The organism is Herbaspirillum frisingense GSF30, from assembly GCF_000300975.2.
GTDB lineage: Bacteria > Pseudomonadota > Gammaproteobacteria > Burkholderiales > Burkholderiaceae_D > Herbaspirillum > Herbaspirillum frisingense.
This window is the reverse complement of record NZ_AEEC02000032.1, coordinates 25529-50360: the sequence shown is the minus strand read 5'-3', so window position 1 is coordinate 50360 and position 24832 is coordinate 25529. Positions and strand designations below refer to the sequence as shown.

The following is a 24832-nucleotide window of genomic DNA, read 5'->3' as shown; positions in this document are numbered from 1 at the left end:
GATGAGCGCCGCATCGGCTCCAGCATTGGCTACTGCCATGCCGCCCATCCCGGTGACCGTGGTCACCGGCTTCCTCGGGGCCGGCAAGACCACGCTGCTGCGCGCCCTGGTGCAGCGCCGCCAGTCGCGCCGGCTGGCGCTGCTGATCAATGAATTCGGCGAGGTCGCCATCGACGGCGACCTGCTGCGTGCCGAGGGCGATGGCCAAGGCCAGGTACAGATCCAGGACTTTGCCCATGGCCTGATCGCCTATGGTGAGGACGAGCAGTTCGTGCCAGCCATGCTGGCGCTGGCCGCCCGCCGTGCGCAGATCGACCATGTGCTGATCGAAACCTCCGGCCTGGCGCTGCCCAGCGCCGTGATGGAGGTGCTGCAGTCGCCCGAGCTGGCGCCGCACTTCGTGCTGGACGCCACCCTGGCCGTGGTCGATACCCCGTTGCTGCTGGAAGAGGCCTTCGCCAGTGGCGACGCGGTACGCGATGCCACCGCCAGCCTGTTCCGCCAGCAACTGGAATGCGCCGACGTGGTGGTGCTCAACAAGATCGACGGCATGGACGAAGCGCCCTTGCTGCAGGCCGAAGCGACCGTGCGCGCACTAGCGCCCAATGTGCGCTTCCTGGAACTGGCCTACGGCGCCCGGCTGGATATCCGCCTGGCGCTGGGCCTGCGCCTGCACCAGGCGGGCGCGACCGTGCATCACCACTACACGCCGGTGGGCATGCCGGGTGAGCGCGCCACGGTCGCGGCCGACCAGCGCCGCTTCAACGGCCATGCCCACTCCGGCCTTGGGCGCGCACAGCCACGGGCTGTCCACCCACAAGCACTTCCACGAGCAAGACCCCGGCTGGCAATCCTTCACGCTGCGCAGCACGGCGCCGCAGGACCCGGAGCGCCTGCGCCATGCCGTGGCGGCCGCCGCCCTGGCCGAGCCCATCCTGCGCGCCAAGGGCTTCGTGCACAGCGCCGCCGGCCCGCTGCTGCTGCAGGCCGTGCGCGCCCGCGTGGTGGCTGCCAAAAGCGGGCAGGGCAGTACCGCCAGCCACGATGGCAAGCACAGCGAACTGGTCTTCATCGGCTACCATCCCAGTCGCAGCAACGTCGCCCGCATCCTTGCCGAGCGCACCGGTGCCGACTGGACCTGAATGAATCTTTGGAAAGAACCCGACCGTGAAAACCGATCCCGACTCCCACAAGCGCATGACCCAGCGCCACAAGGAAGGCTTTGAAAAGAAGAAGGCCGCCGCCCAGCTGGAAAAGGGGCTGCTGATCGTCAACACCGGCACCGGCAAGGGCAAGTCCAGCGCCGCCTTCGGCATGGGCATGCGCATCCTCGGCCATGGCATGAAACTGGGCGTGGTGCAGTTCATCAAGGGCGCGCTCTACAGCGCCGAACGCGACTTCCTGGGCAGCCATGCGAATTGCGACTTCCACGTCGTCGGCGCGGGCTATACCTGGGATACCCAGGACCGCGAAGCCGACATGCGCACCGCTGCGCGCGGCTGGGCCGAGGCGCTGCGCATGATCAACGACCCCAGCTATGACATGGTGATCCTGGACGAACTCAACATCGTCCTGAAATACCAGTACCTCGATCTGCAAGAAGTGCTGCGCGTCTTCGCCGGCCGTCGCGAGATGCTGCACATCGTCGTCACCGGCCGTCACGCGCTCGAGGCGCTGATCGAACAGGCCGACTTGGTCAGCGAGATGCGCCCCGTGAAGCACCCCTACAAGGAGCAGGGCGTGAAGGCGCAGAAAGGCGTGGAATTCTGATGTCCGAACTTCATCACAGCTGTCCGGCCCTGTTCATCTCGGCCCCGGCCTCCGGCCACGGCAAGACCACCATCACTGCCGCGCTGGCGCGTCTCTACCGCAGCCAGGGCAGGCGCGTGCGGGTGTTCAAGACCGGCCCTGATTTCCTCGACCCCATGGTGTTGGAGCAGGCCAGCGGCCAGCCGGTGGTCAACCTCGACCTGTGGCTGGGCGGCGAAGACCACTGCCGGCGCCAGGTGGCGCTGGCCGCGGCCGAAGCTGACGTGCTGCTGGTAGAGGGTGTCATGGGCCTCTACGATGGCGAACCCAGCAGTGCCGACCTGGCCCAGTTGCTGGGCATCCCGGTGGTGGCGGTGATCAATGCGCGTGGCATGGGCCAGACCATCGGCGCGCTGGCGCAGGGTCTGCTGGCCTACCGGCCCGAACTGAAGTTTGCCGGCGTGCTGGCCAATGGCGTGGCCAGCCCACGTCATGCGCAGATGCTGCGCCAGGGCCTGCGCAACGCCCGGCCATCGGTGCCGCTGCTGACCGGCTTGCAGCGCGACATGCAGTTCGCCCTCCCGGAGCGCCACCTCGGCCTGGTGGCCGCACCCGAGATCGCCGACCTCGATGCGCGCCTGGACGCGGTGGCCGAGCGCATGTCCAGCACCTCCCTGGCCACGCTGCCGGACCCGGTGGACTTCGGCACACCACCGCCGGAGCGCGATTTCCCGCGCCTGCTGGCAGGCAAGACCATCGCCGTGGCGCGCGACCTGGCGTTTTCCTTCATCTACACCGCCAACCTGGAATTGCTGCAGCAGATGGGCGCCAGCCTGGCCTTCTTCTCGCCGCTGGCCGATGATCCCTTGCCGTCCTGCGATGCGGTGTGGCTGCCGGGTGGCTATCCCGAGCTCTACCTCGCCACGCTGCAGGCCGCGCAGGTCACCCAGTCCGGCCTGCGCGCGCATGCGGCTGCCGGCAAGCCGCTCTACGCCGAGTGCGGCGGCATGCTGTTCCTGCTGGACAGTATCGTCGGCCAGGACGGCAGCAGCGGCCAGATGTGTGGCGTGCTGCCCGGCCAGGCCACGGTGCAGCCACGCCTGCAGGGGCTGGGTTACCAGACCCTGAAGTTGAACCTGCCGGGCGCCGTGGGCGAGCATCTGCGCTGCCACACCTTCCACTATTCGCGGGCGGTGGTGGGCGCGCAATTCATGGCGCGGGGCGAGCGCCTGTTCGATTCTTCCGAGGGCGAGGTGGTGTATCGCCAGCAACAGGTCACCGCCAGCTACCTGCACGCCTATTTCCGTTCCGCCCCGCGTACCGTCGCGGCCCTGCTGGGAGGTGCGGTCGCATGAAGCCGGCGGCCTCGCCTCAATCGGTCTCACCCCAGCCGGCCCATCGCTATCCGCAGGAGCAGATCGACGCCCTCTATCGCGTCATCCGCGAGCGGCGCGACATGCGCCACTTCCTGTCCGACCCGGTCGAGCCGGCCCTGCTGGAACGCCTGCTGCAGGCCGCGCACCAAGCGCCCAGCGTGGGTTTCATGCAGCCCTGGCGCTTCATCCGCATCGCTGATCGCGACCTGCGCCAGGCCATCCACGCACTGGTCGAGCAGGAACGCGTGGCCACCGCGCAGGCACTGGGCCAGCGCGAGGACGAGTTCATGCGCCTGAAGGTGGAAGGCATCCTGGAGTGCGGCGAAGTGCTGGTCGCCGCCCTGATGGACCACCGCGAAGCCCACGTCTTCGGCCGCCGCACGCTGCCGCAGATGGATCTGGCCTCGCTTTCCTGCGCGCTGCAGAACATGTGGCTGGCCGCCCGTGCCGAAGGCCTGGGCATGGGCTGGGTGTCACTGTTCGATCCGCTGGCCCTGGCGCAGCTGCTGCAGATGCCGGCCGGCGCCGAGCCGATGGCGGTGCTGTGCCTGGGCCATGTTCCGGCCTTCTACGAACGGCCCATGCTGGAACAGGCGCAATGGGCCACACGCCAGTCACTGGCCGATCTGGTCTACCAGGACCGTTGGCCCGTCCAGGGAGAACCACAAGCATGAAGCCCGCTTCCCGCCCGCCGCAACGCACCCTGGTGTTCGGCGGCGCCCGCTCCGGCAAGAGCGCACATGCCGAGCAACTGGCACTGGCCGCCTGGCAGGGCGGCGCCAGCGAGATCGTCTATCTCGCCACCGCCAGCCGCCGCGCCAGCAGTGACGACGCCGAGATGCAGGCCCGCATCGACCACCACCAGCAACGCCGACTGGACTTGGGTGGCCCTTGGCGCACGGTGGAAGAACCGCTGGCCCTGGGCCAGGCCCTGCGCGAGCACAGCCGCCCCGATCGCGTGGTGCTGGTCGATTGCCTGACCGTGTGGCTAGCCAACCTGCTGTTTGCCGACGGCATTGCATTTCCTGAACTGGGGCCGATCGACCCGCCAGCGGCATTCACGCTGCAGCGGGTGGATTTCCTGCGCGCCTTGCAGGAGGTCGCGGGGCCGGTGATCATCGTCTCCAATGAAGTGGGCATGGGCATCATCCCGCAGGGCGCCATCTCGCGCTGGTTCGTGGACGAGGCCGGCCGCCTGAACCAGTCCGTGGCGGCCCTCTGCGAACGGGTGCAATGGGTCGCGGCCGGGCTGCCCTTGAGCCTGAAGGACAGCGCATGCTGAGCGGCCTGTCCTGGCCCTGGCTGGCCGTACTGATGGCGCTCGGCGTGGCGCTGGACCTGGCCCTGGGCGAGGCGCGGCGCTGGCATCCGCTGGTCGGTTTCGGCAACCTGGCCAAAGCCATCGAGCGCACCCTCAACCAGCGCCCGGCACTGCGCCTGCGCGGCGTGCTGGCCTGGAGCCTGGCGGTGCTGCCACCGGTGCTGGTGGCCGCGTGGCTGCTGGCGGCCGCGCCCTGGTGGCTGGCCGCCTTGCTGCATGCGGCGCTGCTGTACTTCTGCATCGGCCTGCGCAGCCTGCGCGAACATACCCTGCCCATCGCTCAGGCGCTGGCCACCGGCGACCTGCCGCAGGCACGCCGCCTGACCTCCTGCATCGTCAGCCGCGACACGCGCCATTCCAGTGAGCAGGAACTGGCCAAGGCTGGCGTCGAATCGCTGCTGGAGAATGGCAACGACGCCGTCTTCGGTACGCTGTTCTGGTTCCTGGTGGCCGGTGGCCCCGGCGCCTTGCTGTTCCGCCTGGCCAATACCCTGGATGCGATGTGGGGCTACCGCACGGCGCGCTTCCTGCACTTCGGCTGGGCCGCAGCACGCATCGATGATGCCTTGAACTGGCTGCCGGCACGCCTGACCGCCTTGTCCTACGCCTGGCTGGGCCAGCGGCGCCAGGCCATGGCCTGCTGGAAGGAACAGGCCCCGGCCTGGAGCAGCCCCAATGCCGGGCCGGTGATGGCTGCAGGCGCCGGTGCGCTGGGCCTGGCCCTGGGCGGGCCGGCGATCTATGACGGCGAACTGGAACAGCGTCCGCCACTGGGGCGCGGCCCCATGCCGCAAGGGCCGGACATCGTGCGCGCCTGGCGACTGGTGGCCATGAGCACCGCCCTATGGCTGGCCGTCATCAGCGCCGTGGCGCTGCTCTGCCTGGGAGGCCTGCATGCTTGAACACGGCGGCAACCTCAACGACGCGGCGCGCCACTACGGCCGCCCCCGCAGCCATTGGCTGGACCTGTCCACCGGCATCAATCCGAGGCCCTATCCGGCGCCTGCCATCGCCGCCGACGCCTGGCACCGCCTGCCCGAAGTCTCGCAGGCGCTGGAGCAGGCCGCCTGCGCCTACTACGGTGCGCCCCGCATGCTGGCCGTGGCCGGCACCCAGGCCGCCATCCAGGCACTGCCGCAACTGCGGCTGCGGCAGGACGGACGCCCGGCCCAGGTGGTGGTGGCCGCGCCCATCTACGCCGAACATGCGCACTGCTGGCAGCGCGCCGGCCATGCGGTGCGAGAGGTTCCGTACGCCGCACTGGACGAGGCAGTGCAGGGCACCGCCTGCGACGTGCTGGTGCTCTGCAATCCCAACAATCCCACCGGCGCAAGGGTGGCCCCGGCCCAGCTCCTGCAATGGGCCGCGCGCCTGGCCGCACGCGGTGGCTGGCTGGTGGTGGACGAAGCCTTCGGCGATACGTTGCCCGGGCAGAGCGTGGCCGCCCACACGGCGGCCCACACGGCCACCTCCGGCCTGATCGTATTGCGCTCGGTGGGCAAGTTCTTCGGCCTGGCCGGCCTGCGGCTGGGCTTCGTCGCTGCCGCGCCGACGCTGCTGGATGCGCTGGCCGACTGGCTGGGACCCTGGACCATCAGCGGACCGGCCCAGCAGATCGGTTGTGCCGCCCTTGGCGACCGCCAATGGCAGCAGGCCACCCTGCAGCAACTGCTGGCCGCCGGCGAGCGCCTGCAGACCCTGCTGGCCGCCCACGGCATCGCCTCCCATGGCACTGCGCTGTTCCAGTGGTGGCCGGAACCGGAGGCCGTGGCGTTTCACCAAGCCATGGCGCAAGAGGGCATCTGGGTGCGCCTCTTCACCCGTGGTGCCGGTGGCATCCGCCTTGGCCTGCCGCCTGACGAAGCCGGTTGGGAGCGGCTGCAACAAGCCCTGCATAGATGGAGCCGACGTGGCTGATTTCCCCTTCCACACCCTGATGATCCAGGGCACCACCTCGGACGCCGGCAAGAGCACCCTGGCGGCCGCCCTGTGCCGGCTCCTGAAGAACGACGGCATCGCCGTGGCCCCGTTCAAGCCGCAGAACATGGCCCTGAACAGCGCCGTCACCGCCGACGGTGGCGAGATCGGCCGCGCCCAGGCCCTGCAGGCCCAGGCCGCCGGCATCGCCCCGCATACCGACATGAACCCGGTCCTGCTCAAGCCCTCCAGCGACACCGGCGCCCAGGTCATCGTGCACGGCAAGGTGCGCGCCGACATGAACGCCCGCGACTACCACCGCTACAAGACCGAGGCCATGCAGGCCGTGCTGCAATCCTATGCCCGCCTGCGCGCGCACTATGCCTGCGTCATCGTCGAAGGCGCCGGCAGCCCGGCCGAGATCAACCTGCGCGCCCGCGACATCGCCAACATGGGCTTTGCCGAAGCGGTCGATTGCCCGGTCATCATCGTGGCCGACATCGACCGTGGCGGTGTCTTCGCACACCTGACCGGCACCCTCGATTGCCTCTCCGAGAGCGAGCGAGAGCGCGTGGTCGGCTTCGTCATCAACCGTTTCCGGGGCGACATCAGCCTCCTGCAAGGCGGGCTGGACTGGCTGGAGCAACGTACCGGCAAGCCGGTCCTGGCGGTGCTGCCCTACCTGCACGGCCTGCAGCTGGACGCCGAAGATGCGGTCGCCGCCACGCAGCAGCACAAGGGCGACTTCCGCGTGGTGGTACCGGTCTTCCCGCGCATCAGCAACCACACCGACTTCGACGCGCTGCGCGCCCATCCCGACCTCGACCTGCGCTTCATCGGCCCCGGCCAGCCGATTCCCCCGGCCGACCTCATCATCCTGCCCGGCAGCAAGAACACCCGGGGCGACCTGCAATGGTTGCGCCAGCATGGCTGGACCGAAGCCATCAGCCGCCACCTGCGCTACGGCGGCAAGCTCATCGGCATCTGCGGCGGTTTCCAGATGATGGGTGAGCGCATCGACGACCCCCACGGCGTGGAAGGCGCGCCCGGTAGCAGCGCCGGCTTGGGCCTGCTCGCCATGCACACCGAACTGACGCAGGAAAAGCGCCTGCTGCAGGTCAGCGGCCACTGTAACTTCGATAACTTCGGCAACCTCGGCCAGGACAACGCCAGCGTGCGCGGCTACGAGATCCACATGGGCGTCTCACACGGTGCCGCGCTGGACCGACCGGCCTTCGTCATCGAAGGGCGGGGTGAAGGCGCGCAATCGGCCGATGGCCAGTTACTGGGAAGTTACCTGCACGGCATGTTCGACCATCCGCAGGCACTGGCCGCCTTGCTGGCGTGGGCCGGCCTCAAGGGCGCCGCCGCGCTGGATCTGGACGCCCTGCGCGAAGCCAGCCTGGAGCGCCTTGCCGAGGCCACCCGGCCTCTCTACGACGCCTTGCGCGGACTCTCCACGCGTTTTGGCCGCGACTGAACCATGAAAAGAAAATCCCGGCCTTGCGGGCCGGGATGCTGGTGGTAGGGGAGGTTGGCGGAACCTGCTTCAGGCCAGGGCTTCCTTGGCGGCTTCTTCCGGGGTCAGGCCGTCGTAGAACAGATCGGTGAACCACTCCACCTGTTCTTCGATGTGCTCCTGCGCCTGGTCCAGCGTGGCGCCGCCCTTGACCAGGAATTGCTCGACTTCGGTACACCATTGGATCAGGGCTTCGGTTTCCGGGTCCAGTTTCTCTTTCTTGGGCATGATGACTCCTTGCTTCGGTGATGATGGGCGTAAGTGCCCTGTGCAAGGATAGGGCAAACCGGCCTGGTCTGCCCGGGTTTATGCTGACCGGCTCATTGCAGCAACTGACTCCCCCCTCCCGCCGCCACGCTACTGGCCAGCACCGCCGCCGCCGAGCGCGTTTCCACGCCCAGTTTCACGAAGATGTGTTCCAGGTGCTTGTTCACCGTGCGCGGGCTCATGCCGAGGATGTCGGCGATGTCGCGGTTGGTCTTGCCCTTGCCCAGCCACAGCAGGACGTCGCTCTCGCGCGGGGTGAGCCGGCAGGCTTCCAGCGAGGCGGGTAGCACCGGGCCGTCTTCCGGCCGGGCCAGCGCTGCCGGGCCGCCGGTCTTTTCTTCCAGCAGCAGGCTGGCGCCATGCCCCTGGCCGGGGCCGCACAGGGTGATGTGCAGTTCGCCCTGGTCCAGGCGCACCACCAGCGGCGGCAACTGGTCCAGGTTCTCGCCCTGGCGCTGGCGCACCAGTTGTTCGTTCAGCCACACCTGCAGTGCCGCCGGCAGCCGCTGGCTGCCCGGTACGGGGGCGCCGAAATACTTCTCCAGCCATTGCGAGGCCTTGCTGGTCTGCCAGGTCGGCAAGCCGTTGCCGCCCAGGACGATCACCGCATGTGCGGCCTGTTCCAGGACCCCGCGTGCCTGCGACATCATGCGCCCGGTGCGGATGTGGGCGCCGATGCGGGCCACCACTTCTTGCGGGCGGATCGGCTTGGTCACGTAGTCGATGCCGCCGACCTCGAAGCCGCGCACCACATGTTCGGTCTCCGACAGGCCGGTCATGAAGACCACCGGTACGTGATTGACCTGCCGCAGTTGCTTGATGCGACGGCAGGTCTCGAAGCCGTCGATGCCGGGCATCATGGCGTCCAGCAGGATCAGGTCGGGCGTGATGTGATCCAGTCGCTGCAGCGCCGAGAGACCATCGGTGGCGACCAGCACGATGTGGCCGCTTTCGTCGAGGGCGTCGGACAACATGGCCAGGTTGTCGGGCATGTCATCGACGATCAGTACGACTTGCCTATCGAACGTCGTTGAGATCATGGCGGATCAGCTCCTTGATGCGGGTGACATATTCGTTGAGTCGGAATTGCCTGACCAGTTGCCGTAGCTCCGTGGTGAAGGGCAGGTAGGCCGGGTTCTGGCGGTCCATGGCGTCCAGCTGGCGCAGGATTTCCTTGGCGTAACCGATGCTGCCCAGTTGCAGCAGGGCGGCCAGCCTGTCCTGGCTTGGCACCAGCATCAGCGGCTTGGCTGTGGTAGCTGTGGTGGGTGGAGTGGTGGCGGAGGCGGAGGCGGTGCCAGGCGCCACCCAGTCCAGTTGCAGGTGTTGCCGGATCTTGCCCAGCAGTTCGTTGTACGAGACCGGCTTGACCAGGAAATCGTTGACCAGTGGCGCGCCGTTGCGTTCGTGCAGGTTCTCGAAGGCATTGGCCGAGACCAGCAGGATGGGCAGCTGCGTCAGGCCCCGCGCGCGGATGGCGCGGGCCACGCTCCAGCCATCCATCTGCGGCATGGCGATGTCGAGCAGGATCAGGTCCGGCACCTCGTGCGCCAGTCTTTCCATGCAGGCCAGGCCGCTGTCGGCCTCGCTGACCGCAAAGCCTAGCGGGGCCAGCATGTCCTTCAACAGGCGCCGTTGCGAGGCCTGGTCATCCACCACCAGGATATGGCGCGAGGGGCCGGCGTAACCCGACATCTGGTCTTCCAGTTGTAGTCGGGGGCGCGGTACATGCACTTCCGGCAGGTAGAGCTTGAGCTGGAAGCTGCTGCCGCTGCCGACCCTGCTCTGCACGCCCAGTTCGCCCCCCATGATGTGCACCAGCATGCGGCTGATGGCCAGGCCGAGGCCGGTGCCGATGTCTTCACGCAGGCTGGCCGCGTTGCTGCGTTCGAAGGGCAGGAAGATGCGCTCCAGGTCGTCGTCGGCGATGCCGATGCCGGTATCGACCACCTCGAACCAGGCAATCTCGCGGGCATAGCGTACCTTCAGGGTGACCCCGCCACGGTCGGTGAACTTGACGGCATTGCCCAGCAGGTTGATGAGGATCTGCCGCAGCCGCTTCGGGTCGGCATGCACGATGTGCGGCAGGCGGCCGGTCTTTTCGAAGCGGAACTGCAGGCCCTTCTGTTCGGCCTGCGGGGCGAACATGCCGACGATCTGTTCCAGGAAGGCTTCCAGCGCCAGTTCGTCGGAGGCCAGGCGCATCTTGCCGGCTTCGATCTTGGCGATGTCCAGCAAGCCGTCGATCAGGCTCAGCAGGTGTTCGCCGCTGCGGCGGATGATGGCGATGGCTTCCTTGCGGGCTGGCGGGATGGTGGCGTCCACGTGCAGGATCTGGGCATAGCCGAGGATGCTGTTCAAGGGCGTGCGCAGCTCGTGGCTCATGCCGGCCACGAAGCGGCTCTTGGCCAGGTTGGCCGATTCGGCGGCTTCCTTGGCGCGCTGCAGTTCGGCGTCGGTCTGCTTGTGGGCTTCGATTTCCTGCAGCAGCAGGTTGGTCTGGCGTTCCGATTCTTCTTGCGCGACGGCACGGCTTTCATTGGTCAGCACCAGCCACCACGCGCCCACGCCGACCACCACCAGCAACAGGCAGAACAGCTTGATGAAGACGCCCCGCAGCGAGTCGGGCGCGGCCAGTGTCAGGCCGGAGAGGTCGGCCATCTGCTGGAAGTACAGCATCCACAGCACGATGGCCAGGCCACCGGCCAGGAGACCGAAGACGCTCAGGTAATGGCCGATGCGGGTATTGAGCTTGAGCGCGAAGCGCGCCGGGATCAGCTGGCGCAGGGTGTGCAGGATCTGGTTGGGCAGCCGCGCGCGCGGGGTCTTGCAGCGGTCCTTGCAACGCGCATCGAGCGAACAGCACAGGGAACAGATGGCGCCCTGGTAGGCCGGGCAGTGCGCCATGTCCGGGGTTTCGAAGGCATTGCCGCAGATGACGCAGTCCAGTACCGAGGGGCTGTGGCCGGGCGTGTAGGGGCGGTAGCTCTGTTCGGACAAGGTATCGCGGCGGGCGATGTAGTAGCGGCTGCCGGTGGCCACCGCGATCAAGGGTGCGCTCACCAGGGCCGTCCCCAGCGCGATGAAGGGGGAGAGTGCCGCCACCGTCTTGCCCAGCACGCCGGACATGGCCAGCGTGGAGAGCAGGGTGGCGATCACCATCGAGCCCACGCCGACCGGGTTGACGTCGTACAGGTGGGCGCGCTTGAACTCGATATGCGCCGGGCTCAAGCGCAGCGGCTTGTTGATCACCAGGTCGGCCACCACCGCACCGATCCAGGAGATCGCCACCAGGCTGTAGAGCGCCAGCACGTGTTCCAGCGCATTGAACACGCCCAGTTCCATCAGCAGCACCGCGATCAGGACATTGAACACCAGCCACACCACGCGGCCCGGGTGGCTGTGGGTTAGGCGGGCGAAGAAATTGGACCAGGCCAGCGAACCGGCATAGGCATTGGTGACATTGATCTTGATCTGCGACACCACCACGAACAGCACCACCGCCCCCAGCGCCAGGGCCGGATTGCCGAACACGTACTGGTAACCGATCAGGTACATCTGGGTCGGTTCCACGGCGCGCGCCATCGGCACCTCGTGCTGGATGGCGAGGAAGGCCAGCAGCGCGCCACCCAGCATCTTGGCGCCGCCCAGCAGAATCCAGCCGGGGCCGGCCAGCAGCAGGGCGCTCCACCAGCGGCCGCGATTGGCGGCGGTCTTTTTCGGGAGGAAGCGCAGGAAGTCGACCTGCTCGCCGATCTGGGCGATCAGTGAAAAGGCCACCGTCGCCGCCGCGCCGAACAGCAGCAGGTTGAAGGAGCTACCTTCCTCGGCGCGACCGGCAAAGCTCATCAGGTTGCGCAGGGCGTCGGGCTCCTTGTACAGCACGCACAGATAGGGCAGTACCAGCAGCACCAGCCACAGCGGCTGGGTCCACATCTGCAGGCGGTTGATGAGGGTGATGCCGTAGGCCACCATGGGGATGATGATCAGCGAACAGAGTACGTAGCCATACACCAGCGGCAGGCCGAAATAGATCTCGATGGCCTGGGCCATGATGGCCGCCTCCAGCGCGAAGAAGATGAAGGTGAAGCTGGCATAGATCAGCGAGGTGATGGTCGAGCCGATGTAGCCGAAACCGGCGCCGCGCGTGAGCAGGTCCATGTCCACCCCGTAGCGCGCCGCGTAGTAGCTGATCGGCAGGCCGGTCAGGAAGAACAGCACCACCACGCAGACGATGGCCCAGAAGGCATTGGTGAAGCCGTAGCTGAGGGTGATGGCGCCGCTGATGGCTTCCAGCGCCAAAAACGAGGTCGCGCCCAGGGCCGTGTTGGCTAGGCGGAATTCGGACCAGCGGCGAAACGACAGCGGCGTATAGCGCAGCGCGTAGTCTTCCAGGGTCTCATTGGCGACCCAGGTGTTGTAGTCGCGGCGGACCTTGACGATGCGTTGTGTGGCGGGATGGGTCACGTTGGCTCGGGGGGAAGTCAGGTCATCTCGTCAGGTCCTGGGCTGCCGGACCGCTCGCGTTCAAGCGCAAGCAATTTTCAAACCATTCGGGCGGTGAGGGCATACGTCAAATGACGTATGTGCGCTGCCGCATTCCACGGGAATTCACCAAAACATCGCAGACCCGCAGGAGTTATTGCCACCCCGGCAAGAGCATCGCCACGCTCGCCGCCATTTGCCTGCACCAACAACAGGCAGCGGGCGGGCAAAAGCTGTGCAGGCGGGCGGCCAGCCGCGGCCGGGAGCTTACGTCAAACAACGTATTGTTGCGCTGCACCGCCGATCCTATTCTGCCTCCCAGAACGAAGGGCAGGGCCAGCGCAGCTAAAGGCGGGCTTGAAGGAATATTCATATCTGTCAGGAGACTTTTTCCTGAATGCCACGCCAGTGGATGGCCTTTCCCTCGTTTGTTCACTTTTCCGTTTTTTACCGGCTTTTTTTCTGCACGACGCCACGTTTGCCCGGCCGGCATCCAACAACAACGACCGAAAGGAGTACCGCATGTCGCATTCCTCGTCTTCCAATCCGCCCTCGCTGCCGCGCCGCAAGGTCCTCATGGGCCTGGCCGCCGGTGCTGCCGCAGCCACCCTGCCGGGCATGGCCTCGGCCCAGCAGTATCCGACCGCCAAGGTCAATACCACCAAGCTGGCCATCACCGACACCGAGGTCACCGTGGGCCAGCTGCACTCGGCCACCGGCACCATGGCCATCAGCGAGACCGGGTCGATCCAGGCCGAGCGCCTGGCCATCGACCAGATCAATGCCATGGGCGGCATCCTCGGTCGCAAGATCAAGATCATCCAGGAAGACGGCGCCAGCGACTGGCCGACCTTCGCCGAAAAGGCCAAGAAGCTGCTGGAGAACGACCGCGTGGCGGCCGTCTTCGGCTGCTGGACCTCGGCTTCGCGCAAGGCGGTGCTGCCGGTGTTCGAGAAGGACAACGGCCTGCTCTACTACCCGACCTTCTACGAAGGCCTGGAGCAGTCCAAGAACGTCTTCTATACCGGGCAGGAGGCGACGCAACAGGTGCTGGCGGGCCTGAACTGGGTGGCCAAGGAAAAGAAGGCCAAGACCTTCTTCCTGGTCGGCTCGGACTACATCTGGCCGCGCACCTCCAACAAGATCGCCCGCAAGCACATCGAGAACGTGCTCAAGGGCTCGGTGGTGGGCGAGGAATACTATCCGCTGGGCAATACCCAGTTCGGCTCGCTGATCAACAAGATCAAGCTGAAGAAACCCGACGTCATCTTCGCCGACGTGGTGGGCGGCTCCAACGTGGCCTTCTACAAGCAGTTGAAGGCGGCCGGCGTCACCGCCAAGACCCAGAACCTGCTGACCATCTCGGTCACCGAAGATGAAATGCTGGGCATTGGCGGCGAGAACGTGGAGGGCTTCTTCGCTTCCATGAAGTATTTCCAGAGCCTGGACAACGCCAACAACAAGAAATTCGTGGCCGAGTTCAAGGCCAAGTTCGGTGCCAATTCGGTCATCGGCGACGTCACCCAGGCCGCCTACCTCGGCCCCTGGTTGTGGAAGGCGGCGGTGGAAAAGGCCGGCAGCTTCGACGTCGACAAGGTGGTGGCAGCCTCGCCCGGCATCGAACTCAAGACCGCGCCGGAAGGCTATGTCAAGGTCCACGAGAACCACCACCTGTGGAGCAAGACCCGCATCGGCGAAGCGCAGAAGGATGGCCAGTTCAAGGTGGTCTACGAGTCCGACCTGATCGAACCGAATCCCTTCCCCAAGGGTTACCAGTAAGCAGTAAGCGTCTGTTCACTGCGTAGCAAAGCGGCGGCGTCTGTAGTGACATGCGGGCGCTGCCGCCCCTTACCGGTCAATTCATCCTTGCCCATCGGGAGTCAACATGGTTTCTCTATCCGAATTCGGCGCCATCTTCGCCATGCAGGGCTTCAATGGCCTTTCGGTGTTCTGCGTCCTGCTGTTGATGGCGCTGGGCCTGGCCATCATCTTCGGGCAGATGGGCGTGATCAACATGGCCCACGGTGAATTCCTCACCATCGGCGCCTACATCACCTATCTGTTGTCGCATCTCACCACCACCTATGCGCCGGCCTTGCAGCCGATCTACTTCTTCGTGGCCATCGTGCTGTCCTTCGCGGTGGCCTATGGCGTGGGCTACCTGACCGAACTGCTGCTGATCAGCCGCCTCTACAAGCGCCCGCTCGATACGCTGCTGGCCACCTGGGGCCTGTCGCTGGCGATGCAGCAGACCTTCCGTTCCATCTTCGGCGCCAAGGAAGTCAGTGCCACCCTGCCGGACTGGCTGATGGGTTCCTTCAAGCCGACCGACGCCATCGACATTCCCATCAATGGCCTGTTCATGATGGGCATCACGGTGCTGCTGACCGGGGCCATCTTCGTGCTGCTGTTCCGTTCGCGCTGGGGCCTGCAGGTGCGCGCAACGATGCAGAACCGGGTCATGAGCGGGGCGGTCGGCATCAATACCCGCAAGGTCGATCGCACCACCTTTGCGCTCGGTTGCGGGGTGGCCGGCGTGGCCGGGGCGGCCTTCACCACCATCGGTTCCACCGGTCCCACCAGCGGTTCGCTGTACATCGTCGATACCTTCCTGGTGGTGGTCTTCGGCGGCGCGCAAAGCCTGATCGGCACCATCGCCTCGGCCTTCTCGATTGCCCAGACGCAGTCCACGGCGGAGTTCTTCCTGACCGGTTCCATGGCCAAGGTGCTCACGCTGTCGGCAGTGATCCTGATCCTGATGCTGCGTCCGCAGGGCCTGTTCTCGGCCAAGGTGCGCAAGTGATGGCCGGCTTTTCTTTCTCCAACAACCCGTGCGAGGTCCGATGATGCATGCAGCCTATGAAAAACTGTTGGGCGGGCGCTCCGGGGCGGTGGGCCTGCTGGTGATGGCGGTGCTGTTGTTGCTGGTGTTTCCGCTGACGCTGGACATGTTCCGTCTCAACCTGGTGGGCAAGTACCTGTCCTATGCCTTCGTGGCGGTGGGGCTGGTGCTGTGCTGGGGCTATGGCGGCATCCTGAGCCTCGGCCAGGGGGTGTTCTTCGGGTTGGGCGGCTATTGCATGGCCATGTTCCTGAAACTCGAAGCCTCCGACCCCATCAGCACCAAGATCCAGTCCACGCCGGGCATTCCCGACTTCATGGACTGGAACCAGATCACCGCCTTGCCGGCCATGTGGGAACCCTTCCACAGCTTTGCCTTCACCGTGCTGGCGGTGCTGCTGGTGCCGACCATCCTGGCCATGCTGATCGGCCTGGCCATGTTCAAGCGCCGGGTGGGAGATGTGTATTTCTCCATCGTCACGCAGGCCATCGCGGCCATCCTCTCGATCCTGATCATCGGCCAGCAGGGCCTGACTGGCGGCGTCAACGGCATCACCGACCTGAAGACCCTGATGGGCTGGGACATCCGTACCGACCACGCCAAGCTGGTGCTGTACTTCGTCAATGCCGCCTTGCTGTTCGGCTGCATCCTGTTCGGTCGCTATGTGCTCGGCTCCAAGCTGGGGCGCCTGCTGGTGGCCATGCGCGACAAGGAGGAGCGGGTGCGCTTCTCGGGCTATGACGTGGCCAGCTTCAAGGTCTTCGTGTTCTGCGCGGCGGCCATGTTCTCGGCCATCGGCGGGGCCATGTTCACGCTGCAGGTGGGCTTCATGTCGCCCTCCTTCGTGGGCATCGTGCCGTCCATCGAGATGGTGATCTATGCCGCTGTCGGTGGTCGCATGTCGCTGCTGGGCGCGGTGTACGGCACGCTGCTGGTGAACTTCGGCAAGACCTATTTTTCCGAGACCTTCCCCGAGCTGTGGCTGTTCCTGATGGGCGGCCTCTTCATCGCGGTGGTGATGTACTTCCCCAATGGTTTGGCCGGTCTCTGGCAGACCCAGGGCAAGCGGCTGATGGCGCGGCTGCGGGGCGAGCCCAAGCCGGCGGCAGCGCCAACTGTCGCCCCCGCTGCGGCCCCGACTGTCACGAATGTCGCGGCGGCCCGTCCGTCCACCCCTGAACCCAAGCGCGACGGCATCGAGCCCGGCGCTACCCTGGAGGCCAGCAAATGAGCGAGAACCCCATCGGTTTCGAATCGGATGCCCATCCGGTCCTGGCCATCGAGGATTTGACGGTGTCCTTCGACGGTTTCAAGGCGGTGGACGGCCTCAATCTCTACGTGCAGCGCAACGAGGTGCGCGTGGTGATCGGCCCCAACGGTGCCGGCAAGACCACCGTGCTGGACCTGATCTGCGGCAAGACCCGCGCCACCTCCGGCAGCATCAAGTTCAACAGCCATGAGCTGACGAAGATGAGCGAGCACGCCATCGTGCGGGCAGGGGTGGGGCGCAAGTTCCAGACGCCGTCGATCTACGAGAACCTGTCCGTCTTCGAGAACCTGGAAATGTCCTTCCCGCGTGGCCGCAAGGTGTTCGGCGCGCTGACCTTCCAGCGCTCGCCGGACGTGGTGGCGCGGGTGGAGGCGGTGGCCGCCGAGATCTTCCTCGACCAGCAGCTGCACACCCAGGCCGACCTGCTCTCGCACGGGCAGAAGCAGTGGCTGGAGATCGGCATGCTGCTGATGCAGGAGCCGGAACTGCTGATGCTGGACGAGCCGGTGGCCGGCATGAGCGTGTCCGAGCGCGAAAAGACCGCCGAACTGCTGGGCCGCATCAGCCAGGGCCGTTCGGTGGTGGTGATCGAGCACGACATGGATTTCGTCAAGAGCATCGCCCACAAGGTCACCGTGCTGCATCAGGGCAAGATCCTGGCCGAGGGCAGCATGGAGAAGGTGCAATCCGATCCCAAGGTGATCGATGTCTATCTCGGTCACTGAACGCCTACCCAACCCGGAGCCTGCCATGTTCAAAATCTCGCAACTCGCCTCCGGCTACGGCCAGAGCAAGGTCATCCACGACGTCGACCTGTCGGTGGCCAAGGAAGAAATCGTCGCCGTCATGGGCCGCAACGGCATGGGCAAGACCACGCTGTTCAAGACCCTGATGGGCATCTTGCCGCTGCGCGGCGGCAGCATCAGCATCGACGGCGTCGAACTGGGCGCCCTGGAAAGCCACCAGCGCGTGGAGCGCGGCGTGGCCTATGTGCCGCAGGGGCGGATGATCTTTTCGCACATGACGGTGCTGGAAAACATCCAGACCGGTCTGCCGGCCACGGCCCGGGGCAAGGTGCCGGACGAGCTGTATTCGCTCTTCCCGGTGCTCTACGACATGCGCACCCGCAAGGGCGGCAATCTCTCCGGCGGCCAGCAGCAGCAACTGGCCATTGCGCGGGCGCTGGCCACCAATCCCCGGGTGCTGTTGCTGGATGAGCCCACCGAGGGCATCCAGCCTTCCATCATCAAGGACATCGCCAGGAGCCTGAAGGAAATCCGCAAGATCCGCGCCCTCACCATCGTGGTCTCGGAGCAGGTGTTGAGCTTCACGCTGGAGATCGCCGACCGTTTCCTGGTGATCGACAAGGGGCGCTTCGTCTACGAGGACACGCGGGCCAACGTCGATGCGCCGACCATCAGCAAGTACCTGTCGGTCTGAATTCACCTGTTTGCGAGAAGGAGAAAGCCCATGAGACACGGAGACATTTCAAGCAGCAAGGATGCCGTCGGCGTGGCGGTGGTCAACTACAAGATGCCGCGCCTGCATACGCGCGGCGAGGTGCTGGAAAACGCCAGGAAGATCGCCGCCATGCTGGTGGGCATGAAGCAGGGCCTGCCGGGGCTGGACCTGGTGGTGTTCCCGGAGTATTCGACCCACGGCATCATGTATGACCGCGACGAGATGTTCGAGACCGCCGCCACCATTCCCGGCGAGGAGACCGCCATCTTCTCGGAGGCCTGCCGCATCGCCGGTGTGTGGGGCGTGTTTTCGCTGACGGGTGAACGTCATGAAGAGCATCCGCGCAAGGTGCCGTACAACACGCTCATCCTCATCAACGACCAGGGCGAGATCGTGCAGAAGTACCGCAAGATCATGCCCTGGACGCCCATCGAGGGCTGGTATCCGGGCGACACCACCTATGTCTGCGATGGTCCCAAGGGCTTGAAGATAAGCCTGATCATCTGCGACGACGGCAACTATCCCGAAATCTGGCGCGACTGCGCCATGAAGGGCGCGGAGCTGGTGGTGCGTTGCCAGGGCTACATGTACCCGGCCAAGGAACAGCAGATCATGGTCTCCAAGGCCATGGCCTGGATGAACAACCTCTATGTGGCGGTGGCCAATGCGGCCGGCTTCGATGGCGTGTATTCCTACTTCGGCCACTCGGCCATCGTCGGCTTCGACGGCCGCACGCTGGGCGAATGCGGCACGGAGGAAATGGGCATCCAGTATGCCGAGCTGTCCATCGGCGCCATCCGCGATGCGCGCCGCAACTGGCAATCGCAGAACCACCTCTACAAGCTGCTGCACCGTGGCTATACCGGCAAGATCAATTCGGGCGAATCACCGGCCGGCGTGGCCGAGTGTCCCTTCGATTTCTATCGCACCTGGGTCAATGACCCGCAGGCCGCCCGCGCCCAGGTCGAGGCGCTCACCCGCAACAGTGCCGGTACGCCTGAATGTCCGATGCCGGGGATTCCTACCGAACCAGCAGCTTGACAAGTCATTCGGGTTGGCAAGCTGATGCCCGTTCGGACTGAGTAGACACAAAGGGTCGTATCGAAGCCTGTCCTGAGCTTGCCGAAGGGATGCAAATGCCGCTCGCCAACCGCTGGCGCGCCTTCGATACGCCGCGTTGCGGCTACTCAGGACGAACGGCAACAGCAATGCAGGCTGGCAACAAGTCACGAACCTATCCACCACCAAGGAGATCGCATGCAACACTTCAAGATCAAGCCCGGCGTCCCGCTGGCAGAGCAGCCTGAACTGGGTCACAACCGCTGGCACCCGGACCTGCCGTTCCTGGCTTCGGTCAAGCCGGGTGAATCCATCCTGATCGAGTCGCTGGACTTTCTGGATGCCCAGATCAAGGACACCGATGACGTCTCCGACGTCAAGAATGTCGACCTGACCCGCGCCCACCCGCTGACCGGCCCCTTCCACGTCGAAGGCGCCGAACCGGGCGACCTGCTGGTGATCGACCTGCTGGACATCAAGCCGGTGACGCCGGTCGGTTTCTCGGGCGTGTTCTCCAAGGAAAATGGCGGCGGCTTTCTGGCCGATTACTTCCCCGAGGCCGACAAGGCCATCTGGGACCTGAAGGGCCTGTATGCCACTTCGCGCCATATCCCGGGTGTGCGCATCGCCGGCTTGACCCACCCGGGCCTGATGGGTTGCCTGCCGTCGCATGAGCTGCTGGCCGAATGGAACCGCCGCGAGGCACCGCTGGCCGCCAAGGGCCTGGCCAAGCCGCCCGATCCGAGCACCGCCGTGCTGCGCGGTCTGACCGGCGCCAAGTTCGACGAGATGGCCAAGGTTGCCGCGCGCACCGTGCCGCCGCGCGAGCATGGCGGCAATACCGATATCAAGGACCTGTCGGCCGGTACGCGCATCTTCTTCCCGGTGTATGTGAAGGGGGCCGGTTTCTCGATGGGTGACCTGCACTTTTCGCAGGGTGATGGCGAGATCGGTTTCTGTGGTGCCATCGAGATGGATGGCGTGAGCCACGTCGGCTTCGATCTCATCAAGGGCGGCATGGCGAAGTACAACATTACGTCACCCATCTTCATGCCCAGCATCGTCAAGCCGCATTACGAGCAGTGGCTGACCTTCGAGGGCATCAGCGTGGAAAACGGCGTGAACTACTACCTCGACGCCACCGTGGCCTATCGCCAGGCCTGCCTCAAGGCCATCGACTACCTGACCCACTTCGGCTACACCGGCAGTCAGGCGTACATGCTGCTCACGGCCGCACCGGTGGAAGGGCGTATCGGCGGCATCGTCGATATCCCCAACTGCGCCTGCACGGTGGCCTTGCCGACCTCGATCTTCGATCAGGACATCACGCCCAAGGGCATGTTGAACGACAAGTCCTACTGGGGGCGCAAGGGCTGACGCCTGAGGCTTCGTTGTGCGTAGTGTGTTCCCGGCCGGAGGTCTTTCCGGTCGGGTCTTTTCGGGTCGGGATTCTTCAGGAGGGGACATGCCCTTGTACGACATTCGTTGCAGCCATTGCGACGGCATCTTCGAACGACTGATTCCCCTGCAGGCCTTGCATGGCGACACCAGCTGTCCCTATTGCAAGCAGCCGACGGCGGCCGCGCCCATGCTCACCGGTGGCCATGTGGGGCTGCAGGTCAGGTATCGCTGGCAACCGCGCAACGGCGCCGAACAACTGGCCGGTCAGGGGGCCACCGGCCCCGGTACCCATGCCGGGGCGGGACGCAGCAGCGTGCTGCACAACTGCAAGGGACATAGCTGCAGCATCTGTGCGACCTGATGTCGCTGCAGGCAGCGGCCCGAAGCGGGTCAGCCCAGCCAATGCGCCATCAGGATCAGCAGCGCTACCGTGGCCAGCAAGCCCAGCAGGGTGACCAGGTCGACGTCCTGCACCTGGTGGCGCCAGTGTTCGCCGCGCAGCGGCGTCAGGCGCGGGTAGCGGCCCAGCGTGATCAGCTTGAGCAGGCCGCAGCCGATGGCGTAGAAGACGGCATTGAAGGCCAGATGGCGTAGCAGGCCCAGCACCAGTCCGATGAAGGTCTCCATGGTGACGGGCTTATTCGAGCATGGCGTCCAGCCCGGCCGACAGCTCGCTGAAGGAGGGCATGGCACGCTCGGCCTGATCTGGCGCATGTTTGACCAGCACCGGGCGCCATGCCGGGTCCACGCCCAGTTTTTTGGCCAACGCAGCGGGATAGCTGGCCAGGGCCGTGGCGTCATCCAGCGCAAGCACTTCGACCCGGGCCGCCCAGGCGCCCAGGTGGACCCAGGCGGCGGCGCGCTCCAGGCGACCGGCGGCCAGGGGATCGGGAATGCTGCGCAGGGCGGTGGTCATGGCGTCGGGGAAGTGCCAGAGGGTGGCCAGTTCGGCCGAGACATCGGCGTAGTGGAAGCCCCAGGCGGCTTTCTCCCGTTCGGCGCGGTCGGCGTCGAGCACATTGCATTGCTTGTCCAGGGGCGCTACCGCCGCTGCGGCCACGGCGTGCAGTTGCAACTGGCCGATGCCATGCATCATGGCGACCGTGAAGACGGCGTCGCCATTGTCTTCGCCGGCATGACCGGCGTGCATGGCCAGCCAGCGGGCGGCGACGGCGGTATAGAGGGTGTGCAGCCAGAACTGGTGCAGGTCCATGCCCCGCGTGTTCTTGAAGGCGGCCACCATGCCATTGCCCAGCACCAGGTTGCGCACCATGATGAAACCCAGCATGCGCAGCGCGTCGTCGACCGTGCCGATGGTGCGCGAGGCGTGGAAGAAGGCCGAATTGGCCAGCCGCAGGACCTTGGCGGTGAGCGCCGGATCGGCGGCGATCTGTTGGGCGATGTCCTGGGCCGAAACGTCCTCGGCATTGAAACTGGCCATCAGTTGCTGTACCACCTTGGGAACGGTCGGCAACTTGCCGGGCTGGTCCACCAGGCTCTTGAGCTCCATGAGAATTCCTCCACGCAATGATTTTGTTGTGCCGGCTCGGCCAAAGCAGGGAAAAGCGGTTTTATTGTCTCAGAGATCGGACGATTTGCTTTCACCTTTCTCCGTATGATGGACTGGTTACCCCTCTGAACCCCCTCCGGGAGCGAGTCCATGGCAAGTCGCAAGAACGCTGGATCCCTTCACCCTGATGCCGCCACCGGTGCTGCAGCCGATACTGCAGCCGCGCCAGCCCTGGCCTGGGGCGATGTGCAGGCGTATGTGGAGGATTGCGTGCAGCGCAGTTTCCTCTTCCTCGATACCCTGCTGGACCGGGGAAATGATTACTTGGAACACCTGGAGCAGGGCACGCCGCCGCTGCTGAAGTTCGACCATGCCCTGGTGCTGGACGGAAAGGACCTGCCGGCACCCTGCAACTACGCCTTGCTATTGCTACAACCACCGCCGGAGCTGCCGGTCGATCCTGCGGCGCGGCCGGTGGTGGTGGTCGACCCCCGGGCCGGGCATGGCCCCGGGATTGGCGGCTTCAAGTTCGATTCCGAGGTGGGCATGGCGATGAAGGCCGGGCATCCGGTCTATTTCGTGACCTTCCGGCCGGAGCCTGAGGATGGCCAGACCCTGGTTACCGTGATGGAGGCCGAGGCGCGCTTCCTGGAAGAGGTGATCCGCCGTCATCCGCAATGTGCCGCCAAGCCGGTGGTGATCGGCAATTGCCAGGCCGGCTGGGCCATGATGACGCTGGACGCGGTGCGGCCGGAACTGTTTGGCCCGCTGATGATGGTGGGCGCGCCCGCTTCCTACTGGGCCGGCAGCTCCACCTTGAATCCCATGCGCTACAGCGGCGCCACGCTGGGCGGTACCTGGCTGGCTTCGCTGGCGGCCGATCTCGGGGCGGACCGCTTCGATGGCGCCAGCCTGGTGGAGAATTTCGAGAAGCTCAACCCGGCCAATACCTTCTGGAACAAGTATTACAACCTGTGGGCCGGGGTCGATCAGGAGGCGCCGCGCTTCCTGGAGTTCGAACGCTGGTGGGGTGGCTTCTTCCGCATGACCGGGGCCGAGATCGAGGCCATCACCGAGAACCTGTTCGTCGGCAACAAGCTGGCGCGGGGCGAGCTGGAGGTGCGCGGCAAGGCGGTCAGCCTGCGCGACATCGTGGCGCCCATCGTGGTCTTCGCCTCCTGGGGCGACAACATCACGCCGCCGCCGCAGGCCCTGAACTGGATCATCGATACCTGGGGCGACGAGCGCGCCATCGCTGCTGCCGGGCGCACCATCATCTACGTGTTGCATGAGAGCGTGGGCCACCTGGGCATCTTCGTGGGGGGATCGGTGGCGCTGAAGGAACACGACCAGCTGGTGAGCTCGCTGGACGTGATCGAAAGCCTGCCACCGGGCCTCTACGAGATGAAGCTGGAGCGCAAGGATGGCCAGCAGGCGCAGCGCTGGGACGCGCTGGAGCCGGGCGACTATACCGTGCAATACCAGCACCGCACCATGGACGATTTGCGCCGGCTCAATCCCGAGGGGCGCGAGGAGGAATCCGTCTTCTCGACGGTGAGCCAGTGGTCGCAGATCAATGCGCAGCTCTACAAGACCTGGGTACGCCCCTGGGTGCGCATGACGGCCACCCGCGAAAGCGCCAATGCGTTGATGCGCCTGAACCCGCTGCGCATGCAGCGCCAACTGTTCTCGGATGCGCACCCGGCGGCGTCGTTCATCCGCCAGCAGGCCGCGCAGGCGCGGGCCCGGCGGGTGCAGCTGGATGCCCAGCATCCGCTGAAGCGCTACGAGCAGCGCATGGCGCAGAAGATCACCGATGAACTCAATGCCTGGCGTGACCAGCGCGATGCCCGCACGGTACGCATGACGCGCCAGGTGTTCGGCCCCAACGGGTTGGGCGCCGTATTGCCGCCACGCGAGGCCGATGCCGAGGTCGCCCAGCGCTGGGCGCAGGAAGAACTGGGACGTTATCGCAGCGCCGTCATCGGGGACATCGCCAATGGTGGCTTTGCCGAGGCGGTGTGCCGCATCGTCATCGCCGGGATGATTTCGGTGGGCGTGTTCGAGCGGCGCAGCCTGCGCCTGGCGCGCCTGCTGGCGCAGCTGCCGGGCATGCATGCCAGCGTGTCGCCCCAGACCAACTGGGTGCAACTGTTGAAGGAGCAGGCACGCGTGACCGCCGTGGCGCCGGTGGAAGCCCTGAATGCCCTGCAGCAGATGCTGCCCGACCGCGCCAGCCGCGAACGGGCGCTGGCCTTGTCGGCGGCGGTGATGATGATCGAGCCGACGCTGGCCAACCCGCGCTCGGAAATCATCGAGCTGTTGATCGGCACGCTGGACGTCGATCCCGGCAAGGTGATCGCGCTGGCGCGCAAGCTGACCACGGCCATCGGTGAGTCCCGTGACGAGATCACGGTCGATGCCGATGCGGACGATGGGGACGAGCGTGCCACTGCACCATCACACAAGGCCCCGGCGACGCCGCGCAAGAGCACCCGCAAGGCGCCCGCCGCAGTGGCCAAGCCTGTGAAGCCCGCCAAGGTGGTCAAGCCAGCCACCGCAGCGGCCAAGGCCGCTCCGGCAAAGCGCAGCGCGGCGCCGAAGAAGGCGGCCGCGACCAGCCCCCGGGCGCGCAAGCCGCGCAGCTGATCCGGG

21 protein-coding genes and 1 pseudogene are annotated in these 24832 nt (G+C 65.8%); 17 read left to right on the top strand and 5 right to left on the bottom strand.

What is annotated here, in order from left to right; genetic code table 11:
* The first annotated feature begins 1 nt into the window (after position 1).
* From HFRIS_RS18990 to HFRIS_RS18955, 8 genes and pseudogenes are all read left to right on the top strand, one after another.
* Positions 2-1142, top strand: a pseudogene (locus tag HFRIS_RS18990) (CobW family GTP-binding protein).
* A gap of 25 nt (positions 1143-1167) precedes the next feature.
* Positions 1168-1770 carry a cob(I)yrinic acid a,c-diamide adenosyltransferase gene (cobO, locus tag HFRIS_RS18985; RefSeq protein ID WP_006713041.1) on the top strand — a complete coding sequence of 201 codons (603 nt, stop codon included), beginning with the start codon at positions 1168-1170 and terminating at the stop codon, positions 1768-1770.
* Positions 1770-3104 (top strand): cobyrinic acid a,c-diamide synthase CobB, encoded by a 1335-nt coding sequence (locus tag HFRIS_RS18980; protein ID WP_006713039.1) that lies wholly within the window; start codon positions 1770-1772, stop codon positions 3102-3104. The genes cobO and HFRIS_RS18980 overlap by 1 nt, the downstream gene beginning before the upstream one ends.
* Positions 3101-3799 carry a 5,6-dimethylbenzimidazole synthase gene (gene bluB / locus HFRIS_RS18975; protein ID WP_006713038.1) on the top strand — a complete coding sequence of 233 codons (699 nt, stop codon included), beginning with the start codon at positions 3101-3103 and terminating at the stop codon, positions 3797-3799. Before HFRIS_RS18980 ends, bluB begins: the two co-directional genes overlap by 4 nt.
* Positions 3796-4407, top strand: coding sequence for a bifunctional adenosylcobinamide kinase/adenosylcobinamide-phosphate guanylyltransferase (gene cobU / locus HFRIS_RS18970; protein WP_006713037.1), 612 nt, complete (start codon positions 3796-3798; stop codon positions 4405-4407). The genes bluB and cobU overlap by 4 nt, the downstream gene beginning before the upstream one ends.
* Positions 4401-5348: an adenosylcobinamide-phosphate synthase CbiB gene (gene cbiB / locus HFRIS_RS18965; protein WP_006713036.1), complete on the top strand. Its 948-nt coding sequence runs from the start codon at positions 4401-4403 to the stop codon at positions 5346-5348. The genes cobU and cbiB overlap by 7 nt, the downstream gene beginning before the upstream one ends.
* A complete protein-coding gene (cobD, locus tag HFRIS_RS18960; RefSeq protein WP_006713035.1) occupies positions 5341-6363 on the top strand; it encodes a threonine-phosphate decarboxylase CobD in 1023 nt (340 codons plus the stop codon). The genes cbiB and cobD overlap by 8 nt, the downstream gene beginning before the upstream one ends.
* On the top strand, positions 6356-7843 hold the full coding sequence (locus tag HFRIS_RS18955; protein WP_006713033.1) for a cobyric acid synthase: 1488 nt from the start codon (positions 6356-6358) through the stop codon (positions 7841-7843). The genes cobD and HFRIS_RS18955 overlap by 8 nt, the downstream gene beginning before the upstream one ends.
* A 69-nt stretch (positions 7844-7912) precedes the next feature.
* Here HFRIS_RS18955 and HFRIS_RS18950 read toward each other — a convergent pair whose 3' ends face one another.
* The 3 genes from HFRIS_RS18950 to HFRIS_RS18940 all read right to left on the bottom strand — a co-directional run bounded on the left by HFRIS_RS18950 (position 7913) and on the right by HFRIS_RS18940 (position 12616).
* Entirely contained in the window at positions 7913-8110 is a 198-nt protein-coding gene (locus HFRIS_RS18950; protein WP_006713029.1) for a hypothetical protein, read from the bottom strand.
* A gap of 92 nt (positions 8111-8202) precedes the next feature.
* A complete protein-coding gene (locus HFRIS_RS18945) occupies positions 8203-9189 on the bottom strand; it encodes a response regulator transcription factor (RefSeq protein ID WP_006713027.1) in 987 nt (328 codons plus the stop codon).
* On the bottom strand, positions 9167-12616 hold the full coding sequence (locus HFRIS_RS18940; RefSeq protein WP_006713025.1) for an ATP-binding protein: 3450 nt from the start codon (positions 12614-12616) through the stop codon (positions 9167-9169). Before HFRIS_RS18940 ends, HFRIS_RS18945 begins: the two co-directional genes overlap by 23 nt.
* 540 nt (positions 12617-13156) lie before the next feature.
* On the opposite strand from HFRIS_RS18940, the gene urtA reads away from it, so the two are divergent.
* From urtA to HFRIS_RS18900, 8 genes are all read left to right on the top strand, one after another.
* Entirely contained in the window at positions 13157-14413 is a 1257-nt protein-coding gene (gene urtA / locus HFRIS_RS18935; RefSeq protein ID WP_006713024.1) for an urea ABC transporter substrate-binding protein, read from the top strand.
* Between the two features lie 106 nt (positions 14414-14519).
* On the top strand, positions 14520-15437 hold the full coding sequence (gene urtB / locus HFRIS_RS18930) for an urea ABC transporter permease subunit UrtB (protein ID WP_006713022.1): 918 nt from the start codon (positions 14520-14522) through the stop codon (positions 15435-15437).
* Positions 15438-15480: 43 nt separating this feature from the next.
* Positions 15481-16707: an urea ABC transporter permease subunit UrtC gene (gene urtC, locus HFRIS_RS18925; protein WP_039876452.1), complete on the top strand. Its 1227-nt coding sequence runs from the start codon at positions 15481-15483 to the stop codon at positions 16705-16707.
* Positions 16704-17471, top strand: coding sequence for an urea ABC transporter ATP-binding protein UrtD (urtD, locus tag HFRIS_RS18920; RefSeq protein ID WP_006713018.1), 768 nt, complete (start codon positions 16704-16706; stop codon positions 17469-17471). Before urtC ends, urtD begins: the two co-directional genes overlap by 4 nt.
* Positions 17472-17496: 25 nt before the next feature.
* Positions 17497-18186 carry an urea ABC transporter ATP-binding subunit UrtE gene (gene urtE, locus HFRIS_RS18915; RefSeq protein ID WP_006713016.1) on the top strand — a complete coding sequence of 230 codons (690 nt, stop codon included), beginning with the start codon at positions 17497-17499 and terminating at the stop codon, positions 18184-18186.
* 30 nt (positions 18187-18216) lie between these two features.
* The gene (locus HFRIS_RS18910) at positions 18217-19248 is read left to right on the top strand and encodes an aliphatic amidase (protein WP_006713015.1); all 1032 of its coding nucleotides are present in this window, start codon (positions 18217-18219) and stop codon (positions 19246-19248) included.
* Between the two features lie 216 nt (positions 19249-19464).
* Positions 19465-20643, top strand: coding sequence for a formamidase (fmdA, locus tag HFRIS_RS18905; protein ID WP_006713014.1), 1179 nt, complete (start codon positions 19465-19467; stop codon positions 20641-20643).
* An 88-nt stretch (positions 20644-20731) separates the two neighbouring features.
* Positions 20732-21028: an FmdB family zinc ribbon protein gene (locus HFRIS_RS18900; protein ID WP_006713012.1), complete on the top strand. Its 297-nt coding sequence runs from the start codon at positions 20732-20734 to the stop codon at positions 21026-21028.
* 29 nt (positions 21029-21057) lie between these two features.
* Here the strand turns inward: HFRIS_RS18900 and HFRIS_RS18895 are convergent, their stop codons facing one another.
* Both HFRIS_RS18895 and HFRIS_RS18890 read right to left on the bottom strand, forming a co-directional pair.
* Positions 21058-21294 carry a hypothetical protein gene (locus tag HFRIS_RS18895; RefSeq protein WP_006713010.1) on the bottom strand — a complete coding sequence of 79 codons (237 nt, stop codon included), beginning with the start codon at positions 21292-21294 and terminating at the stop codon, positions 21058-21060.
* Positions 21295-21304: 10 nt separating this feature from the next.
* Positions 21305-22177 carry an HDOD domain-containing protein gene (locus HFRIS_RS18890; protein ID WP_006713008.1) on the bottom strand — a complete coding sequence of 291 codons (873 nt, stop codon included), beginning with the start codon at positions 22175-22177 and terminating at the stop codon, positions 21305-21307.
* 150 nt (positions 22178-22327) lie between these two features.
* Here HFRIS_RS18890 and HFRIS_RS18885 point away from each other — a divergent pair, with 150 nt between their 5' ends.
* Positions 22328-24826, top strand: a complete 2499-nt coding sequence (locus HFRIS_RS18885) for a DUF3141 domain-containing protein (RefSeq protein WP_006713006.1) — start codon at positions 22328-22330, stop codon at positions 24824-24826.
* Positions 24827-24832: the final 6 nt, after the last annotated feature.

Bases quoted from the DNA above. Each gene is read 5' to 3' on its own strand.
- HFRIS_RS18980 (WP_006713039.1), top strand. From the start codon at position 1,770: ATGTCCGAACTTCATCACAGCTGTCCGGCCCTGTTCATCTCGGCCCCG.
- HFRIS_RS18910 (WP_006713015.1), top strand. From the start codon at position 18,217: ATGAGACACGGAGACATTTCAAGCAGCAAGGATGCCGTCGGCGTGGCG.
- HFRIS_RS18885 (WP_006713006.1), top strand. From the start codon at position 22,328: ATGGCAAGTCGCAAGAACGCTGGATCCCTTCACCCTGATGCCGCCACC.
- bluB (WP_006713038.1), top strand. From the start codon at position 3,101: ATGAAGCCGGCGGCCTCGCCTCAATCGGTCTCACCCCAGCCGGCCCAT.
- HFRIS_RS18945 (WP_006713027.1), bottom strand. From the start codon at position 9,189: ATGATCTCAACGACGTTCGATAGGCAAGTCGTACTGATCGTCGATGAC.
- HFRIS_RS18895 (WP_006713010.1), bottom strand. From the start codon at position 21,294: ATGGAGACCTTCATCGGACTGGTGCTGGGCCTGCTACGCCATCTGGCC.
- urtD (WP_006713018.1), top strand. From the start codon at position 16,704: ATGAGCGAGAACCCCATCGGTTTCGAATCGGATGCCCATCCGGTCCTG.
- fmdA (WP_006713014.1), top strand. From the start codon at position 19,465: ATGCAACACTTCAAGATCAAGCCCGGCGTCCCGCTGGCAGAGCAGCCT.
- urtC (WP_039876452.1), top strand. From the start codon at position 15,481: ATGCATGCAGCCTATGAAAAACTGTTGGGCGGGCGCTCCGGGGCGGTG.
- urtE (WP_006713016.1), top strand. From the start codon at position 17,497: ATGTTCAAAATCTCGCAACTCGCCTCCGGCTACGGCCAGAGCAAGGTC.
- HFRIS_RS18890 (WP_006713008.1), bottom strand. From the start codon at position 22,177: ATGGAGCTCAAGAGCCTGGTGGACCAGCCCGGCAAGTTGCCGACCGTT.
- urtB (WP_006713022.1), top strand. From the start codon at position 14,520: ATGGTTTCTCTATCCGAATTCGGCGCCATCTTCGCCATGCAGGGCTTC.
- HFRIS_RS18900 (WP_006713012.1), top strand. From the start codon at position 20,732: ATGCCCTTGTACGACATTCGTTGCAGCCATTGCGACGGCATCTTCGAA.
- HFRIS_RS18950 (WP_006713029.1), bottom strand. From the start codon at position 8,110: ATGCCCAAGAAAGAGAAACTGGACCCGGAAACCGAAGCCCTGATCCAA.
- cobD (WP_006713035.1), top strand. From the start codon at position 5,341: ATGCTTGAACACGGCGGCAACCTCAACGACGCGGCGCGCCACTACGGC.
- urtA (WP_006713024.1), top strand. From the start codon at position 13,157: ATGTCGCATTCCTCGTCTTCCAATCCGCCCTCGCTGCCGCGCCGCAAG.
- cobU (WP_006713037.1), top strand. From the start codon at position 3,796: ATGAAGCCCGCTTCCCGCCCGCCGCAACGCACCCTGGTGTTCGGCGGC.
- cbiB (WP_006713036.1), top strand. From the start codon at position 4,401: ATGCTGAGCGGCCTGTCCTGGCCCTGGCTGGCCGTACTGATGGCGCTC.